The sequence below is a fragment of the Microbacterium sp. NPDC059771 genome, assembly GCF_042732495.1.
GTDB lineage: Bacteria > Actinomycetota > Actinomycetes > Actinomycetales > Microbacteriaceae > Microbacterium > Microbacterium sufflavum.
In genome coordinates this window covers 1,980,328-1,997,638 of the sequence record NZ_JBHWHK010000001.1, presented here as the reverse complement: position 1 = coordinate 1,997,638, position 17,311 = coordinate 1,980,328, and the positions used below count along the sequence as shown (strand labels likewise).

18 protein-coding genes and 1 tRNA gene are annotated in these 17,311 nt (G+C 66.6%); 13 read left to right on the top strand and 6 right to left on the bottom strand.

Annotated features, from left to right (window positions below; all coding sequences use genetic code 11):
- Positions 1-28 precede the first annotated feature (28 nt).
- From ACFV3I_RS09475 to ACFV3I_RS09445, 7 genes are all read left to right on the top strand, one after another.
- Positions 29-466, top strand: coding sequence for a MarR family winged helix-turn-helix transcriptional regulator (locus ACFV3I_RS09475; RefSeq protein ID WP_247638695.1), 438 nt, complete (start codon positions 29-31; stop codon positions 464-466).
- Positions 463-1,701, top strand: coding sequence for an MFS transporter (locus ACFV3I_RS09470; protein ID WP_136036736.1), 1,239 nt, complete (start codon positions 463-465; stop codon positions 1,699-1,701). Before ACFV3I_RS09475 ends, ACFV3I_RS09470 begins: the two co-directional genes overlap by 4 nt.
- Before the next feature lie 22 nt (positions 1,702-1,723).
- Positions 1,724-2,212, top strand: coding sequence for a YbaK/EbsC family protein (locus ACFV3I_RS09465; protein ID WP_247638694.1), 489 nt, complete (start codon positions 1,724-1,726; stop codon positions 2,210-2,212).
- A gap of 111 nt (positions 2,213-2,323) precedes the next feature.
- Positions 2,324-3,016 (top strand): SOS response-associated peptidase, encoded by a 693-nt coding sequence (locus tag ACFV3I_RS09460; RefSeq protein ID WP_136034978.1) that lies wholly within the window; start codon positions 2,324-2,326, stop codon positions 3,014-3,016.
- Between the two features lie 128 nt (positions 3,017-3,144).
- Positions 3,145-3,483, top strand: a complete 339-nt coding sequence (locus ACFV3I_RS09455; protein ID WP_136036733.1) for an ATP-dependent DNA ligase — start codon at positions 3,145-3,147, stop codon at positions 3,481-3,483.
- A gap of 74 nt (positions 3,484-3,557) precedes the next feature.
- Entirely contained in the window at positions 3,558-3,824 is a 267-nt protein-coding gene (locus ACFV3I_RS09450) for a hypothetical protein (RefSeq protein ID WP_136034982.1), read from the top strand.
- 28 nt (positions 3,825-3,852) lie between these two features.
- Entirely contained in the window at positions 3,853-4,128 is a 276-nt protein-coding gene (locus ACFV3I_RS09445; protein WP_136034984.1) for a hypothetical protein, read from the top strand.
- A 75-nt stretch (positions 4,129-4,203) separates the two neighbouring features.
- On the opposite strand, the gene ACFV3I_RS09440 is transcribed toward ACFV3I_RS09445, so the two are convergent.
- Positions 4,204-4,279: transfer RNA gene (locus ACFV3I_RS09440), tRNA-Lys, on the bottom strand.
- A 166-nt stretch (positions 4,280-4,445) separates the two neighbouring features.
- On the opposite strand from ACFV3I_RS09440, the gene ACFV3I_RS09435 reads away from it, so the two are divergent.
- Positions 4,446-5,246 (top strand): inositol monophosphatase family protein, encoded by an 801-nt coding sequence (locus tag ACFV3I_RS09435; protein ID WP_240744682.1) that lies wholly within the window; start codon positions 4,446-4,448, stop codon positions 5,244-5,246.
- A gap of 26 nt (positions 5,247-5,272) precedes the next feature.
- The gene (locus ACFV3I_RS09430; protein ID WP_136034988.1) at positions 5,273-5,839 is read left to right on the top strand and encodes a hypothetical protein; all 567 of its coding nucleotides are present in this window, start codon (positions 5,273-5,275) and stop codon (positions 5,837-5,839) included.
- A gap of 15 nt (positions 5,840-5,854) precedes the next feature.
- Here ACFV3I_RS09430 and ACFV3I_RS09425 read toward each other — a convergent pair whose 3' ends face one another.
- On the bottom strand, positions 5,855-8,719 hold the full coding sequence (locus ACFV3I_RS09425; RefSeq protein WP_308194371.1) for an HAD-IC family P-type ATPase: 2,865 nt from the start codon (positions 8,717-8,719) through the stop codon (positions 5,855-5,857).
- 154 nt (positions 8,720-8,873) lie between these two features.
- Here ACFV3I_RS09425 and ACFV3I_RS09420 point away from each other — a divergent pair, with 154 nt between their 5' ends.
- Entirely contained in the window at positions 8,874-9,035 is a 162-nt protein-coding gene (locus ACFV3I_RS09420) for a hypothetical protein (protein ID WP_168387320.1), read from the top strand.
- A gap of 304 nt (positions 9,036-9,339) precedes the next feature.
- On the opposite strand, the gene ACFV3I_RS09415 is transcribed toward ACFV3I_RS09420, so the two are convergent.
- On the bottom strand, positions 9,340-10,254 hold the full coding sequence (locus tag ACFV3I_RS09415) for a TIR domain-containing protein (protein ID WP_136046195.1): 915 nt from the start codon (positions 10,252-10,254) through the stop codon (positions 9,340-9,342).
- Between the two features lie 65 nt (positions 10,255-10,319).
- On the bottom strand, positions 10,320-13,064 hold the full coding sequence (locus tag ACFV3I_RS09410; RefSeq protein ID WP_378822739.1) for an NACHT domain-containing protein: 2,745 nt from the start codon (positions 13,062-13,064) through the stop codon (positions 10,320-10,322).
- Between the two features lie 252 nt (positions 13,065-13,316).
- Here ACFV3I_RS09410 and ACFV3I_RS09405 point away from each other — a divergent pair, with 252 nt between their 5' ends.
- A complete protein-coding gene (locus ACFV3I_RS09405) occupies positions 13,317-14,060 on the top strand; it encodes a hypothetical protein (RefSeq protein ID WP_136046193.1) in 744 nt (247 codons plus the stop codon).
- Positions 14,061-14,298: 238 nt separating this feature from the next.
- Here the strand turns inward: ACFV3I_RS09405 and ACFV3I_RS09400 are convergent, their stop codons facing one another.
- Entirely contained in the window at positions 14,299-14,583 is a 285-nt protein-coding gene (locus ACFV3I_RS09400) for a helix-turn-helix transcriptional regulator (RefSeq protein ID WP_378822738.1), read from the bottom strand.
- 592 nt (positions 14,584-15,175) lie between these two features.
- Here ACFV3I_RS09400 and ACFV3I_RS09395 point away from each other — a divergent pair.
- Together ACFV3I_RS09395 and ACFV3I_RS09390 are read left to right on the top strand one after the other, a co-directional pair.
- Positions 15,176-15,991, top strand: coding sequence for a metallophosphoesterase (locus tag ACFV3I_RS09395; RefSeq protein WP_136046190.1), 816 nt, complete (start codon positions 15,176-15,178; stop codon positions 15,989-15,991).
- Positions 15,984-16,568, top strand: coding sequence for an antitoxin VbhA family protein (locus tag ACFV3I_RS09390; protein ID WP_136046189.1), 585 nt, complete (start codon positions 15,984-15,986; stop codon positions 16,566-16,568). The genes ACFV3I_RS09395 and ACFV3I_RS09390 overlap by 8 nt, the downstream gene beginning before the upstream one ends.
- A 336-nt stretch (positions 16,569-16,904) precedes the next feature.
- Here ACFV3I_RS09390 and ACFV3I_RS09385 read toward each other — a convergent pair whose 3' ends face one another.
- Positions 16,905-17,261, bottom strand: a complete 357-nt coding sequence (locus tag ACFV3I_RS09385; RefSeq protein ID WP_136046188.1) for a hypothetical protein — start codon at positions 17,259-17,261, stop codon at positions 16,905-16,907.
- Positions 17,262-17,311: the final 50 nt, after the last annotated feature.

The following is a 17,311-nucleotide window of genomic DNA, read 5'->3' as shown; positions in this document are numbered from 1 at the left end:
ACATACCAAGCGATATATACTGGCTGGTATGAATCGCGAGGATGTCATCCCGTCGCTCGTGCTCTCCGGGTACGCGCTCGGCCGGATCGCCGCTCAGGACGCGGGGAACGACGCCCCGGCGGCACAGTGGCGCGTCCTCAGCCTGCTCACCCAGACGGGGCCCCGTCGCGTGGGCGAGCTGGCCGCGGCGGCGCGCACGACCCAGCCGGGCATGACGCGGCTGATCGGCACCCTCGAACGCGAGGGGCTCGTGCACCGCTCCCCCGATCCCGACGACTCCCGGGCGATCACGGTCGCCATCACGGAGGCCGGGACGGCAGCCGTGGACGAGTGGAGGGCGGAGTTCCGCTCCACCATCGCCCCGCGATTCGCAGACCTCGACGACGACGACTGGGCCGCGCTCACCCGCGCGGCCCGGATCCTCGCCGAGCGCACCACCGCCGACAGAGCAGGAGACCACCAGTGACCCAGACCACCGCCGCATCGACCCCGTCCGTCTGGAGGCAGCCCGCGCAGGTGTGGGCGGTCGCGTTCGCCTGCGTCGTCGCGTTCATGGGCATCGGGCTGGTCGACCCCATCCTGCCCGCCATCGCCGAGTCGCTCGAGGCGTCACCGGTCGAGACCGAGCTGCTGTTCACCAGCTACCTCCTCGTCACCGGCCTCGCGATGCTCGTCACCAGCTGGGTCTCCAGCCGTATCGGCGCCAAAGCGACGCTCCTCGTCGGTCTCGCGCTGATCGTGGTGTTCGCTCTCCTCTGCGCCCTGAGCGGCAGCGTCGACGCGGTGATCGGGTTCCGGGCGGGCTGGGGCCTCGGCAACGCGCTGTTCATCTCCACGGCTCTCGCGACCATCGTCGGGGCAGCCTCGGGCGGCAGCGGCGCGGCGATCGTGCTGTACGAGGCAGCCCTGGGTCTGGGCATCGCCGTGGGTCCGCTGCTCGGCGGCATCCTCGGCGAGCAGAGCTGGCGCGGCCCCTTCTTCGGTGTCGTCGTGCTCATGGCGATCGCGTTCATCGCGGTGTCCCTGCTGCTGCGCGGCCCGAGCGAGAAGCGCACGCCCGTTCCGTTCTCCGCGCCGTTCACAGCACTCCGTCGTCCCGCGCTCGCGATCCTCGCCGTCGCCGCGCTGTTCTACAACATCGGCTTCTTCGTGCTGCTGGCGTTCTCGCCGTTCCCCCTGGGCTTCGGCGCGATGGGCATCGGCTTCACCTTCTTCGGCTGGGGTGTCGCGCTCGCGGTGACCAGCGTGTGGGTCGCACCCGTGCTGATGCGGCGCATGCCCCGCACCCGGATCATCCTGGTCGTGCTGCCCCTGCTGGCGATCGACCTCGTGGTCGCCGGACTCGTCGTCGACAGCGCCGCCGCGCTCGTGGCGTGCATCATCGTGGGCGGCCTGCTGCTCGGCATCATGAACACGGTGCTGACCGAGGCCGTGATGGAGGCCACCGATCTGCCCCGCTCGGTCGCATCGTCCGCCTACTCGGCCGTCCGCTTCCTCGGTGGCGCGATGGCTCCGCCGATCGCGGCACTCCTGTGGCACCTGTTCAGCGCGACCGTTCCGTACCTGTTCGCGGCGGTCGCGGTGCTCCTCGCCGCGCTCACCGTGTTCCTCGGCCGTCGTGCCCTCGCGCACATCGACGACGAGCCCGCTGACCCCGCGGCGGAGGACGCCCAGGCCATCGTCGTCGGCGACGCGGCCTGAGCCCCTCCACTACCGTGGTGCCATGACCGACGCGCCCTCGCTTCCCGAACGCAGCCGCCTGGTGCATCAGCACCTCGTCGAGTCGGGTGTCGATGCGGAGATCCGGGTCCTCCCCGACTCCGCTCGAACCGCGACGGAGGCCGCGGCCGCCATCGGCTGCGAGGTCGCCGCGATCGCCAACAGCCTGGTGTTCCTCGCCGACGGTGACCCGGTGCTCGTGATGACGAGCGGCGGACACCGGGTCGACCTCGGCGTCCTGGCGCGCAGTGTCGGCGCGACGGACGTCTCGATGGCGCCGGCGTCCGTCGTGCGGGAGGCGACAGGTCAGGCGATCGGCGGCGTGGCACCGGTCGGGCACCCGGCACCGCTGCCGACCTACCTCGACCGCGCACTCACGGCGTTCCCGGAGATCTGGGCTGCCGCAGGGCACCCGCACACGGTGATGCCCCTCACCTTCGCCGAACTGGAGCAGCTCACGCACGGCACCGTGATCGACGTCGCCGGAGCCTAATCCGGGCTCCGTGCATCCAGGGCCGTGCACCCGCGCACCCCGTGCAGCATGATGGGACGATCGAGTCCGGTGCGCGGGGCATCGGCGGACACGGATCTGCGAGGGTGAGACATGTGCGGACGATTCGCGAACGATGCGACCACCGACGAGCTGATCCGCGAGTTCGTCGCCGAGGGCGGCCGTCCCGAGGACTGGTGGAAGTCGTGGCACGGCGCCTACTCGATCGCCCCCACCGAGAATGCACCGATCGTCCGCGACCGCGGTGAGGGCCGCATCCTCGAGCTCGTCCGCTGGGACTGGCAGAGCCCGCCCAACCGCCCCCAGCGCGCGCCGCTCATCAACGCCAGGATGGAGAAGCTGGCGGCCGGGTTCTGGGCACCCGCGTTCTCTGCGGCCCGGTGCATCGTCCCGATGCGCGGCTACTTCGAGTGGACCGGCGAGAAGGGGCGGAAGACCCCGCACTTCCTGCACGCCGACGGCCTGCTCGCCGCCGCGGGACTGACGTGGTCCATGGAGCACGAGGGAGAGCGGGTGCGATGCTTCGTCGTGGTCACCAGGGAGGCCAGGGACGCGAGCGGAGAGGTCCACGACCGCATGCCGGCCTTCCTGACGCCGGACACGTGGGACACCTGGCTCAGCCCGGACAAGCTGACCGGGCAGGCGAAGCTCGACGCGCTGGCGATGCTGGACCATAGCTCGGCGGATGTCGCCGCCACGATCCGCGGACGCATCGTGGACCGCAAGGTCAGCAACACCCGCACGCTCGACCCGTCCGACCCCACCCTCCTCGATCCCGTCGCCTGAGACGCCCCTGTCGCCGGCCGGGGTATCCGGTTCCTCGAATGTGTGAGACCGTAGAGGAACACCACACCAGTGATCATCTTGGTTGCGCCTCTTGGCACAGGTTTCTGTGGCGGAACAGGAAGCAGGTCATGGGTCGTTTCGTGTACGAGAACAGCGTGAAGGTCGAGATCGAGGATCGGGCGCTCACACACGTCCAGCTCGTCATGACCGCGAAGCTCCGCCGCGGGGAGCCGTTCGGCTTCACCTGGCGGGAAGACGCCAGCATCGGCGGCGGACGCACCACGGTATGGGTGCACGCGGGCAGCTCGCTCGTCTTCAAGTACAGCGGCAGCCGCCAGCCGGCCGTCAACCGGGCCTGGGTCGACGCACTCGCGTTCACGGCCAACGCCCCCACCGGGCTGTACCTGGTGTCCGAGCCCGCAGAGCAGGCACCGACGGATCGCGAAGCGGTCCTCGCCCCGGCGTGACCGCCCGTAACACGATGCGCAGGCTGGTTCAACCCCTCTTGCCGCCTCGGTGAGCCCTGCCTACCGTGGACCGCATGGGGAACACCGAGACGACCACGACGCACATCGAGATCGATGGGCACGACTTCGCGCTCCCGTCCAGCACCGACGTGGCTGACCTCATGACGCGCATCGAGGCTGCGGCACGTTCCGAGCCGACCTTCGTCGATCTCGCCACCGGCGACAGTCTGACGAGTGTGCTGATCACGGCGCACTCTCGCGTGGCGGTCTACCTGCGGCGGAGCACCACGGATGCGCCTCCTCCCGTCGATCTGCGATCCGCCCTCGACTGGGACCTCTGACGCGTCGCGCGCCTCCTAAGCTGGGAGGATGCTCATCGCCCTCATCCGCCCCCTCGGCACCGCAACCGCCGACGTCGTCGGCACGTCCCTCGAGGATGTGCGCACACAGCTGGCCGCCCACGCGCAGCCTGGGTTCGACCTGGCATCCGCACCGGTGCGGATGCTGAAGGGCGAGGCGAAGATGGAGGCCACGGGAACGTTCCGCCGGGTCGACGGCGTCGAGCAAATCGAGGCGGAAGACATGGCGTCGCTCGAGGCCAAGGTTCCGGAGGGCTGGCAGATGCTGTCCGTCCGGCGCGCCTGACCGCACGCCGTCGACCGGACGAGCACCGTACGAGAGAAGCCCTCGACCGTGGAGCACGGATCGAGGGCTTCTGCGTGGTGCACCCCCAGGGACTTGAACCCTGAACCCACTGATTAAGAGTCAGTTGCTCTGCCGATTGAGCTAGAGGTGCATGGCCCGGGATAACCCCGACCGAGGAATTACATTACCAGCCGATCAGCCGCCGACGAAATCGTGTGCCGCCCGGGCGCGCCAAGCACACGCGTACGCCTCGGGACGCGGCCATGGTGGCCGATGGTCACTCAGGGCGGCGCGGTCACCGCCACTATCCTGGGAGCGTGACTCAGCCCCCTGCCGCGACCGACCTGCGCGCCGACCTTGCCCTCGCCCTCCGGCTCGCCGACGCGGCGGACGCCCAATCTCTGCCGCGCTTCGACGCCGCGGATCTGGAGATCTCCACCAAGGCCGACCGGTCGCATGTCACCGACGCCGACCTGGCGACCGAGCGTGCGGTGCGCAGCATCCTCGAGAGCGAACGGCCCGATGACGGCATCTTTGGCGAGGAGTTCGGCGCACAGGGGGCCACGGACCGACAGTGGATCATCGACCCGATCGACGGGACGGCGAATTTCCTGCGCGGCGTGCCGCTGTGGGGCACCATGATCGCTCTGGCGGTCGACGGGGTGCCCCAGGTCGGGGTGGTGAGCATGCCCGCGCTGGGACGACGCTGGTGGGCGGCCGCCGGCGACGGCGCGTGGACCGCCGTGGACGGCGAGGAACGACGACTGACGGTCTCCGCCGTGTCCTCCCTGGATGACGCGAGCGTGAGCTTCCAGAGCATCGCTCAGTGGCGGGACGCCGGGCACCTCGACGCCCTCCTGCGACTGTCGGACCGGGTCTGGCGGGACCGCGCCTACGGCGACGTGTACGCCTACATGCTGCTGGCCGAGGGCCGCCTCGACATGGTGGCCGAGTTCGATGTGAAGGAGTATGACATCGCGGCCGCCGTGGCGATCGTGCGCGAAGCCGGCGGCCGGATGACGTCCTTCGAAGGCAGCGAGACGATCTCCGCCCGCTCGACACTCGCCACCAACGGAGTCCTTCACCAGGACCTCCTCGCGCTCCTGCACGACGACTGACCGCCACCGCGATCCCGAGGACCCCCATGACCGCCCGCAGCCTTCCCGCCGCCACCGGCGCGCTGCTGGTGCTGCTGCTGGCGGGCTGCAGCGGGGCTCCGCACGCCGAGCCCACCCGCTCTCCTCCTGCCACGGCCGACACCACGGTCGAGACGTCCTCCCCCGCCCCCGTTCCGGCGCCCGAACCCACGGGCGAGGAGCTCACGTGCGAGTCGATGATCTCCGACGGCACGGTCGCCGCGCTGACGTCGGCCGGCTGGAGTGCGCAGGGCAAGGAGTTCCGGGCCGGAGGCGTGGAGTTCACCGAGGGACTGCTCTGCTTCTGGGCCGACTTCTCGGTGCCCTCGGACCACGGTCAGCTGTACGGATGGGCCCGCGTCAGCGCCGCGGACGCGGCGGAGGCGCAGGCCGGGCTGCTCGCCGAGGGGTGGCAGCGCGAGGAGTCGGAAGAGGGCGTGTACGTCACGGAGGACCCGGAGTTCTCGATGGGAACCGATGAGGACGGCTACGGCATGACCTACCTCTTCGGCGACGGCTGGGTGAAGTTCGCCGACACCCGCCAGAGCCTGCTGCTCGTCGACTGGGCGGACTGAGGGCACCGCGGCCGCTCAGGGGCGACCGCGCCCCATCGAGCTGTCGCGGATGCGCCCGAACCGGTGCGTCGTCGGCGGCGTCCACAGCAGGGTCACGAGCACGCCCGCGACCAGCCCCGTGATCCCGGCACCCCAGTCCCAACGATCCCCCGCGAGCAGCACCGCGACGCTGACCGCGATGGCGAGCGTCAGCACGATCGTGAGCAACAGGCGCGACAACCCGCTGCCCCGCCGCACGCCCGCCGCGATCGCGAGCACCAGGAGCCCGAACAGGGCGATCGATGCGCCGAGGAGCGAGAACGCCGTCCGTCCCACCGTCCCCTCGTAGCGCGAGAGGAACACCAGCACACCGAACGCCGTGGCGAGCAGGCCGAAGACATAGGCGAGGGCTGCGACCCCATTCGTGAGGACCCGCGCCACGGTGCTGCCGCGGGCAGCCTGAGCGGCGCGCTCGGTTTCGCCGGTGCGGTCGCCGCTCGGGCGAACACGATCGACGACGACGCGGCGATGGACGAACCGGATGATCTCGATCGCGGCGATCATCACCGCGACGATCCCGGTGAGGGCCAGCGCGAGCTCCTCCCCCGGATCGACCAGGGCGAAGAAGCTGCGCGCCGGCGGCAGGCTGAAGATGCCGACGAGCAGCACGAACATGGCGCCCACCACGAGGACCTTGAAGCGATTGAGGGGCCGCGCCAGCACCGCCAGCACCCAGATGCCGACGATCGCGAGGATCACGGTCGCGCCGGTACGCAGCTGCTCCTCGGAGACGCCGAGACCGCGCGCGACAGCGTCGTACCAGGTGAGGCCGCCCGCCACGACGACGCCGGCCGGGATCGCGAAGCTGAGGGATCGCCGCAGGAAGCCGGGGAGGTAGCGCGAGGCGTTCGGCATGAGCGCCAGGAAGAACGCGGGGATCCCGATGGTGAGGCCGTCGGTGATCGACAGCTGGCGCGGGAGGAACGGGAAGGCCAGGATCAGCGCACCGAACACGACGGCGAGGGTCGTCGCATACGCCGTCTTGGTGAGGAACAGCATCGAGACGCGTTCGATGTTCGCGATGACCTGCCGCCCCTCGGCCACGACGTCGGGCAGGTGGGAGAACTGCCCGTCGAGCAGGACGAGGCGCGCGACGGCCTTCGTCGCCGGCGAGCCGGAGTTCATGGCGATCCCGATGTCGGCCGTCTTGATCGCCAGGGCGTCGTTGACCCCGTCTCCGGTCATGGCGACGGTGTGTCCGTGGCTCTGCAGCGCGGTCACCATGCGCTTCTTCTGCTCCGGCGTCACCCGCCCGAACACCTGCTGGCTGTCGAGGAGCCGGGCGAGCTCGGCATCGTCGTCGGGGAGCTCCCGCGCGTCGAACCCCTCCTCCACGTCGAGTCCGACCTCGCGCGCGATCGCCGCCACGGTCCGCGGGTTGTCTCCGGAGATGATGCGGATGGCCACCTCCTGGCGGCGGAAGTACTCCAGCGTCTGCGCGGCGTCAGGACGCACCTGTTCGCGGAAGGTGAGGACGCGGACGGGGGCCAGTCCGGCGGGCAGGCGCTCCTCGGCGATCTCCGACTCGGACAGCGGCTGTTCCGCCCGCGCGAGGACCAGCGTGCGGCGCCCGCTCTCCGCGAGCCTCGTGACCGTGCGGCCGAGCTCGGTGCTGCTCGAGGTGGCCTCGTCGCCGAAGATCATCTCCGGTGCCCCCATCACCCAGGTGCCGTCGACCTCCTCGAACACCGTGGCGCTCCATTTGCGCGCCGAGGAGAACGGGATGTCTCCGCGGACGTGCAGCGGTGCGCGCACCGGGTGGTCGGCGCGCAGGGAACGGGCCGTCGAGTTCGCGTCCGGAGCTGCCGCATACCAGGCCAGCACGGCGGCCACCTCGTCTGCACGGGACGGAGACGCGCCGCCGATCGTGTGCTCGGCGTCGAAGACGATGTCGCCCACCGTGAGCGTGCCGGTCTTGTCGAGGCACACGACGTCGACACGAGCGAGCCCCTCGACCGCCGGCAGCTCGTTCACCAGCACCTGTCGACGCGCGAGCCGCGACGCTCCGACCGCGAACGCGATGCTGGTCATCAAGACGAGGCCGAGCGGAATCATCGCGGTCAACGCGGCGATCGTGTTGACCACCGCCTGCTGCCACGAGCCTGAGCTGAACGCCGTCGCATAGCCGCCGGTCACGATGATCTGCGCGTTCAGCACGAGGAGCCCGACGGGACCGATGATCCAGCCCACCCAGGTGAGGACGCGATCGATCGACGACCGGAGCTCGCTCGCCACCAGCGAGAACCGCCGCGCCTCACCCGCGAACCGGTTCGCGTACGAGTCCGCCCCGACGCGGGTGGTGACGGCGAGCCCTTCGCCGGCGACGACGACCGCCCCCGACAGCGCCTCATCGCCCGGGTGCTTCTCGACCGGGTCCGACTCGCCGGTGAGCATCGACTCGTCGATCTGCAGCCCGCGGGACTGCGTGACCGTGGCGTCGGCCGGGACCTGTTCGCCGGCACGCAGCACGAGCACGTCGTCGAGCACCACATCGCCGGGGACCACCTCCGTCTCGGCACCGTCCCGTCGGACGAGCGCACGCGGGGCGTTCATCAGGGCGAGGCGATCGAGGGCCGCTTTCGCTCGGAACTCCTGCACGCAGCCGATGATCGCGTTGGAGAACGCGGCGAGACCGAAAAGGGCATCCTGCCACCGCCCGATCGCGAACAGCACGAAGAAGCACGCGAACACGATCCCGTTGAAGATGGTGAACACGTTCGCGCGGACGATGCTCCAGGCGCTCCGGCTCGTATCGGCCGTGAACGCGTTCGTTCGGCCCGTCGAGACGCGTTCCGCCACCTGGGCGCGCGTGAGTCCGTCGGCGGGCGTGGGCGGGGTCATCGTCACGGCCTCAATATAGGCTGCGCCGGCGTCTCCTGCGGCATGCCCTCCTCCGCGTCTGCTCCCTGGGCCGCGCGTGGTCGCATTGTCAACCGTCTGGCCCCCGATCCTCCGGGAGGAGAGGCTGGAGGAAGTCACCCAGAAAGGAACGCGCATGAGTAGCGACAGCCACCGCAACGACATCAGCACCGAATCCTCCCCCGGGCCCGACGAGAACGACAACCTCGGCGCCGAGGACAACAAGGGCGAACCGCCCACGGTGCCACCCACCGGCGACGACGACGTGGAGGCTCACGACGGCACCGACGCCGACTAGCTGGTCTCGGAACGACGAAGCCCCCGTGTTCATGAGGAACACGGGGGCTTCGTCTGTGACAGCGACCTGGTGGAGCTAAGTATGTTTTCCGAGGTGTCTCATGTATCAGAACGGTTGAGAACAACGACTTCACGTCGTTCCGATGAGACACCAGGTCTGGTCCTGTGAGACTACTTCTCTCGTCTCGACTCAGCAACCGACCGTCGGCTGAAGGCGAGGGGCATGGTCCCGACATGCCTAACCCAACGCGCTTCGCGTGTCAGCTCGCTCAGGACCGGCAGCACCGAACGCGCGCGTCGGTCTTCTATCGGTCGAGATCGATGGAGTACGTGAATCGAACTCGCGCCGGAACGTACTCGTACCCGTCGTTGATCTCTCGCTGCACCTCAAGAATCCGAACCGTGCACAGTGCGCCCTTGTCGTTGAGTAGCAGCACACCTTGCCCGACTGTCGGGGCCAGCGTGCGGCCAGCAGAAAGGAGTGCGTCGCTCGGTTCAGCCAGTTGTTCCGGGGTACGCAAGAGTCCGATGGCGGAGAGCCTGTCTGAGTACACGTAAACGCTATTGAACGCGCACGCGGAGACTTGGAAGGGGAACTCGAAGTCACCCTGACCGAGCGTGAACACTGAATCGACGCTCTCGCCAAATACGAAGTCGACCTCGTCTTGGACAGTTGGGCTGCGACGCAGTCCCGGATCGCGGAGGCCACGGATTCGCTCGAGTCTGGCTGCTCGCGCAATTTGCGTGCTGATGGGGACAGCGTTGGTCTTGTCCCGCGGGAGGCCTTCCACCCATCGCCATAGGTCGTCTAGTTGTTCCGAACCAGGGAAATTCACTGCGTCCGCGGACGAGTTGAAATCGAAAGACAGCGGATTGTGGTTGCTCAGCCAATCGGGGAGTCGAAAGGTCGGGTTGTTGACGAAGACCACGGAGGCCCAGTTGGGCGGGTGTTGGTCGAAGGCGTCTCGGATCCATCGGTTCTCAACAGCCACACCGGAACTCGCGTCTCCGTTGGCCCGGTTGACGTAGTTGTCATCGGCTATTAGCAGGACATGCCTCGCGTCAGCGAGCGAGCGCATGAACCCGCTCAGGCCGTTCCCATAGTCGACGTCTTGATCGACTCGAACGTCATATCCCAGTAGGTGCAGCGAACTGCAGAGTAGCCGGACCCATTGCCGATGCGCGGGTGACGTCCATGCGTACGATACGAACAGGTCCATGGTTCTTTGATGTTACTCAGTCATGGACCGCTCTACGGCCCCTCTCGCCCGACCCCGTCCGCGGCTTAACCTCCGTAGAAGGTGAACGCGCGTTTCCCGAGCCCCCAGTCTTGGATCCATCTCGGGGCTCGACTAAGAGAGACGGGAAGGTCCGCTCTCGATGTCCTGTCCTTCTCCGCGGCGGCTGTTCGCAGGGCCCACAAGTCCCGGCCCAGACGCGGCAAGCCCGGCGCGAGTTCCTCCACTACTTCTGGCTCGTCATAGATACGCGTCTCGTAAATGATCCCGAGCACGTAGAGGTATGCCCACAACGCATCACCCTCGAGTCGCCTGCCGTCAGGGAACGCCCGCCCCTCAACGCGCTCGAACACGAGGTCGACCAGCGCAAGCGTGGTCGGAGCATCTAGAACTCGTCTTGCTCGCGCGGTACTTATTGCGTGCTGAAATACCTCGTCGAGATCGGAGCGAGCGACAGACGCAGACGCCATGTGGGCTTGTTCGAGGCTTATCCACAGAGTCCCGATGCAGGACCCAAAAGCCCCTTTTACCGTGTAGGCGGACCGCTCCGCGGGCGGCAGTGGCGCTTCGCGATGGAGCCAGTTCCAGACGGAAACCGCACCGCGATACCAAGTTCCGTCGTGCGAGTCATCAGGCGTCAGCGCGGCAACCGCCGCCTTCCATGGTTCCGCGTATCGGTGCGTCACACCTCGAAGGTCGAGCGTTGCCCATGCTCCAGCGAAGAGGCTCCGCCCCGGCGCCTCATCGGCTACTACGTAGTCACGAATGAACTGGTCTCTCGCATCCCTGTTGAGCGACAGTAGCGCGCGAACCGCCGGCCAGGGCATTTCCCGCTTCGCACGCCACAGATCGAGAATCCGGTCGAACCCTTTCGCTCGGGTGGGCGCGGGCAGCGATACACCTTCCATCAGCCGAAGTATTAGAACCTCATCATCGGTCCGGTCACACACGCGCTTGAACGTTTCGGCTGCGCCACGCTCTAGTCGTTCGTCAATGGCCTGGAGCAGTAACTCCGGAAGCACGGTGGTTGCGTCACGCTTGTGCGCTTCGATCAAGGTCTCAGCGATACTCTCGGGATCTCCACTTCCCCGAGAGATTGCTTCAGCAGCGAAGTACTCGAAGAAGGTGCGGTGAGTGAAGCCGAAGAGCCGCTCGCCGTGGTCCGTCCCGGTCGTCCCCAGTAGCCAGGCCCGATCCGCACAGAACGCGAGGAACTCGGCGGCGCGTCGTCGGGCTTCGCCTTCTTCGACACCCGCCGTGTCGCAGAGATACTGGCCGATGGTCTTCGTGATCACCTTCTCAGATAGTCCGTTCTGCGCGGCCTGCGATTTGTAGACCCACCGCGCAAGCTCTTGCATGATGCGGTCGCCGTTAGTGTGAAGCTCTTCTGGCTGGTTGATGTGCCGATGTGAGTCCCATTTGTGGAACAGCAGGTCGGCGCAGTTGGCGTAGATGTCGCGCCGGCGGCGCGGAATTGATCCCCTCTCCCTGTACAGGATGCAAAGGAGCGAGAGAAGCAGCGGGTTCTTCTTGAGGTCTGCCACCGACTCCGACTCGCTCATGAAGTCGGGCACCAGGTCCGGACGCTCAACGAATGAGAACCATTTCTGGATGTACTCGCGCGTTTGCGTGGGCGAGTACTCATCGAGCGCCAGAGTGTCAAAAGTGTTCGACGGTAGCGGCGCGCGCTCATACCCGATTGAGCGGGATGTGACAAGAACCGGTACCGCTGGAAACTCGCCTGCGAACGAGGAGATGCGATGAACCATCTCGATGCGCTGATGGATGTCGGTTACCTCGTCGAGCCCGTCGAAGATCACGACCATGAGACCTAGCGTCAACGCGTCGTGTAGGTCGGCGGTTGAGAGTTCGATGCTCGAGGAAGCCTCCAGCTCTCCCCGGAGGTACTCAACGATGCTGAGGTCTTTCGCACCTGGGAAGTAGGCCCGACAGGTGAGCATCAGGACTGGCTGACCGTCCGGATCCTTGCTCAGCTCTTGACGCAGGTTGCGCACGAACGTGCTCTTCCCTGCCCCAGGGGCCCCGTGGACCACGACGCGGTACGGCGTCCCTCGCTCGCCGAGTTGAAGGCCATCCACCACCGCACTGGTGCTCTTATCGATCAGTGTGCGACCCACATAGAGGTCGCCGAATGTCGCTCGCGTGGACGAGTTCGTGTAGGTGATGATGGGAGGCGCCGGAGCGCTGGCTATGGATGCCTTGACCCGATCCGCGAGCGTGACGGCGTCTGCGACCCTGTCGATGTCGCCGCACAGCTCCGCGAGGCGCTCCACATACCGGACCCGCGAGGCTGCGCCGGACTCCGCCCCGGAGCTGCGCCCCACCGGTGTGCGAAGAAAGTCCTCATACTCGGCTGCAGCGTCAGCAAGCTCCTGACCCGCTGGCGTGGCGTTGTCGTATATGCGGACCAGGTCGTTCCATATCGAATCCCGCCCCGGATACCACTTGCTCGAATGCATGGCGCACCACTTCTGCGCACTGTTGGAGAAGACCCCTTGGACCGTCGCGAGCGAAGAGACTCGCACCGAGGAGGAGGGAGTGAGGAGTGTGAGAGCGAGGGCGCTGAGGATCGCGCGGCCCTCCCTACTGTCAAGAAAGGCCTCTAGGTCTCCAACGTCCTCCGCCGTGAGCCCGTATTCATCGTCGAGCTCGATCCATCGGATGTCGAAGGTACCGCGCAAGCGCAATCGCTGCAGCGCACGCCGACCGATTGCGGTGGCGGGCTTCACGGCGCGAGTAACTCCCCCGATGGCAGCAGCAGCTTCAAGCATGATCCGAGAGTAGAGCCTTCTTGGGACACACACACATGGCGTGCGGACTTGTGAGGGCGATGAGTCAGCGCGCTCTCGCACGTCGGAGCGTGGTTCACACGCACCATGCGACAACGTCGCGCTTCACCACTGCGGGCAGCTACCCCCTCACCGCGCCGATGCACGGTACGGTGCTTGCATGCTCGCGGCGTCCAGACGACTCCAACCCGCTCGGGACAACCGAATCCGGTTGGTACCTCAATGACACTTATCGTGGGCTACATCGACGGCGACAACATCCACATCGTCAGCGACACCCTCGTCACCTGGGAAGACGGGCAAGTACGCGAACCGGACGATCACACCATCCCGAAGATCGCCATCCTGCGCCCAGATCTCGCCGTTGCTCTCAGCGGCACAGAACCCGACGCGCGTCTTCGCGACCTCGCCTACTACCGCGACTATCCGCTGGACGAGCTCCTCGCCAGTCTCTGCGAAGACACATGGGCAGGCTTCATCGTCGCCGCGCTCAACCCGCCCCGCCTCTGGTCGGTCTATGACGGAATGGCCTACCAACGCACGAATCGCGGTATTGCCTGGGACGGTGACGAGGACGCTTACAACATCTTCGCGGAGCGCTTCGCTACCGACTGGATCGGAACAGTCTACGAGTCCGACATCGGCTTTCGTGTCATGACCTCCATGCAAGCGCTCACCTCATTCTCACCCGTCGCCACTGTTGGCGGCCTCACTCTTCGGGCAGCCGGCGACGCGGACGGTTTCCATTTCGTCGCCGACCGAACGACCGTGTTCGGCGGCCCGTCTTGGTACGTGTTGCCTGGCGAGGATCCGACCCGCGGCGCCCTAGGCGTGTTCATGCAGACATCGAGGATCGGCCGCCTCTACACCCATCAGGACCCCGACGCGGCAATCTTGATCACGGCGTCGTCCCCTGCGGAGTTCATCGCCGAAGCGCAACGCACGTACGGTCAGTTCCTCGCTCATCCCGGCCCCTGATACCTCGCTCACAGCGGAGGACGTCCCCGCAGGTCGGAGCAGACCCGCCGCTGTCGTCCGCCGCACCAATGACGCTGCATCCGGCCTTAGGACAGCATGCAAGCTCATGGGCGTTTCTCGGCATACTCCGGCAGGAGTGCGTCGTCGACTCAATGCGCGATCCCGGGTGCACTCGGACGGCCACCGCATACGCCAGCGCCGAGTTCACGCGATCCCCTGGATTCGTCCGAGGAGCGAGCTATCGGATAGTGACGTCCGGCCGATTGGCGGGAAGGAGTTCCTCCACGGGCACATCCAGCACCTGGGAGAGCGCAACGACAGTCCGCAAGGAGGGGTTCGCGGGCGATCCGGTTTGACCTTCGCCTGCCTCATACCGCTGGACGGTGAAGCGCGTGAGTCCTGCACGGAACGCGAGCGCTTCCTGAGACAGCTCCTTCGCCACCCGAAGACGGCGGATCTGGTGACCGAGTTCTATGGCAAACTCCTGCCACCCCTCGGTCACGCCCGCCTTCTTTCGAACCACTGGCCAAGCCTTTCGGGAAAGGCTCGGCTATATAGCCTTTTCTATGTGGCATAATTTCCACAGCCATACGAAACATTCACTCCATCGACTGGCGCGATCTCGCGTCTCGACCTGCACGTGTGCCGCTGCGCATCGGCTCCGGGTCGCCTCGATGCGTAGGTCCCGTTCAGGTCGACCCCGATTGTTGAGTAGCAGTGACTGATTCCCGACCGATCTGGTGGAGCGCCACAGAGGTCGAGGCTCCCGACGCTTGGATCGCGGCGTTCAGAGCGCTCACCGATGAGGAGCGAGCCAACGAAATGGGCCTGACCGCGGCCATCTTCATCGCCCGCGTGCGGCGACGCACCGGCCGCGGACCGACGTTCTCCGAGCTATTCTCCGAGCTTTTCCCGCATGACCAGCTGCACCCCGAGTGGCCTGCGGGTCTGACCTACCCCGTTCGCGCCACGATCCATCACGCATTCCGCCTCCACGTCGCAATCCAATGGAAGCGAGGCGGGTGGATCAGCTGGGATCCGGGTGTCGAACGCAGCCTTCGAGTCGGCCCGACGTTCCGGGAACGTTCGCGCGCACGGCAGGCAGCGAGGGCACAATGAGAGCGCTCGAACGCGCGTCGACCATCGATCTCCCGGATCAGCGCGTGGCGGTGTGCGGGGACTGGCACGGCAACGTCGGCTGGGTCAGAACGCTCTCTCGTATCTTGCCGGCTCTGGCACCGGACGTGACGACGATCCTGCAGCTCGGCGACTGGTGGATCGATCCCGATGCCGTCGATGAGGCACTCGCCGACACGAACATCGACCGCATCTATGTCACGCTCGGCAACCACGAGCCATGGTCGGACGTCACGCCGCTCCTCGACGAGCAGCGTAGTTCAGCCGTCCGAGTCTCGAAGCTCACCTGGCTCCTGGCAAGGCCCGCCAGGCTCACCATTGGCGGACGGTCGGTGCTGTCGCTCGGCGGTGCAGCCTCCGTCGACAGGCTTTGGCGACGAGAAGGCACCGGATGGTGGCCCGATGAGCGCATCTCCGACGAAAACGTTGCCGCGGCCATCGGCGGCGGTCCCGCTGATCTGATGCTGACGCACGAGTCCCCTGCCCGCACGCCCGTTCGCGCCGTACAAGAGGTGCTGCGGTCCAACCCGATGGGATTCCCCGACGAAACGCTCGCAGAGTCCGCACAGTCACGCGAGCGGGTTGCCAAAGTCTGGGACGCCATCCGACCAGGACTGCTGATGCATGGTCATATGCATGTTGCTGGCGGCGGCGCGACCGACGACGGGCGCCGCGTGGCGAGCTTCGGACGAGACACGATGCAGGGCAGCCTTGCGTTCCTCGACCTGCGGACACTGCGCCTAGAGGTCCCGACGGTCCAGCAGATGAGAGAGGCGGCATTCCCCGTTGGGTAACGATGACCACGTCCGTACGCGAGAGGAGCGGCTGGACGGAGTCCTCGAAGCGTTCCACTCCTGCCGCCTCGACGGCCTTGCTCCGACACGTGATGCGATCCGCGACGCCTGGAACTACATCGAGGGCCGCCGCACCCTGAACGAACTCATCGAAGACGTTCGTCGCCGCCATACCCGGAAACCCGAAAAAGGAGCCGTGACCGCGGAGGAACCGAACCCCTGGGCTGAGATCGTCGGTCCGTGCTACACGGTGACCAGCATGGCCCGCACCCTCGGACGGACGGAGGCTGAGGTCATGGAGGCTGGGAACGATCTCCGCCTCATCATGTTGCGCACCGAAGACGGCGTCTACCTCTTCCCCGTCTTTCAACTGCACGACGGCGAGGTGGTCGCCGGTCTTTCGGACGTTCTTCTCGTCCTTCAGACCGGAGTGAGCTCCCCCTGGACGTGGGCGCAGTGGTTGAACGTCGCGGTACCCGAAGCGGATCCGCCCCGCAACATCACGCTGCTATACGAAGGGCGCCTCGAGGAAGTGATCCGCAAAGCGAAGCACGACGCCTGGGCGTGGGGCTCATGAGACCATGCCCTGCGCGTGCGTCATTCGAGAAGGTGTCGGTGCACCCGAAGTCTCCATCGTGCTCACCCCCGCAGAAGCCAGGGTCATGCTCATAGTCGCGACGCCAGCCCAGATCGACGATCCGATCTCGGAAGTTGTCGACGCCTGCGTCGCTGGCGATAGCTTCTGGGGCATGCCCACCGTCGGCGGTGACGCGATGCGCGACGCCGCTGTCCGACCGCGTCGGAGAGGACGGCGCCGGTCGACGGGTCGATGGCCCCACTAACGGCGCGAAGACTCAGCAGAACTCCCACGGGAACGATGCCCGCTCAAGCGAGGGCTGAGCGCACCATCTAACTAGCCGCGCTCCGCGGCATCTCTGGATGCCACGATGTTCCTCAGAATCTCGAGCGAGATCTCGTCACCATCCTCAAGAAGATGCTCTAGCTGAGGGTTCACGTCAGCCGACGCCTCCCACAGTCGGAAGCTCACTCGCTGCTCCGCAAGACTCGTCAACAAGCCAACGAGCTGACCGCCACGGCTGTCGAACCATGAGTTCGTGAACGTCTCCTCGACAACGACCGGCGCACCCGCTGCGACCTGTGACCGTGATTCCGAGTACCCGATGCCGGTGAATTCTTTCAGCGCTTTCACCATCTCAATATTGGATGCGGCAGAGTCGAGGATGACCACGATCCGGAGTGACTCACTCATCGAGTACACCATCAAACCTCTCCTGCATATCCACGCGTCCATCCTCGCCG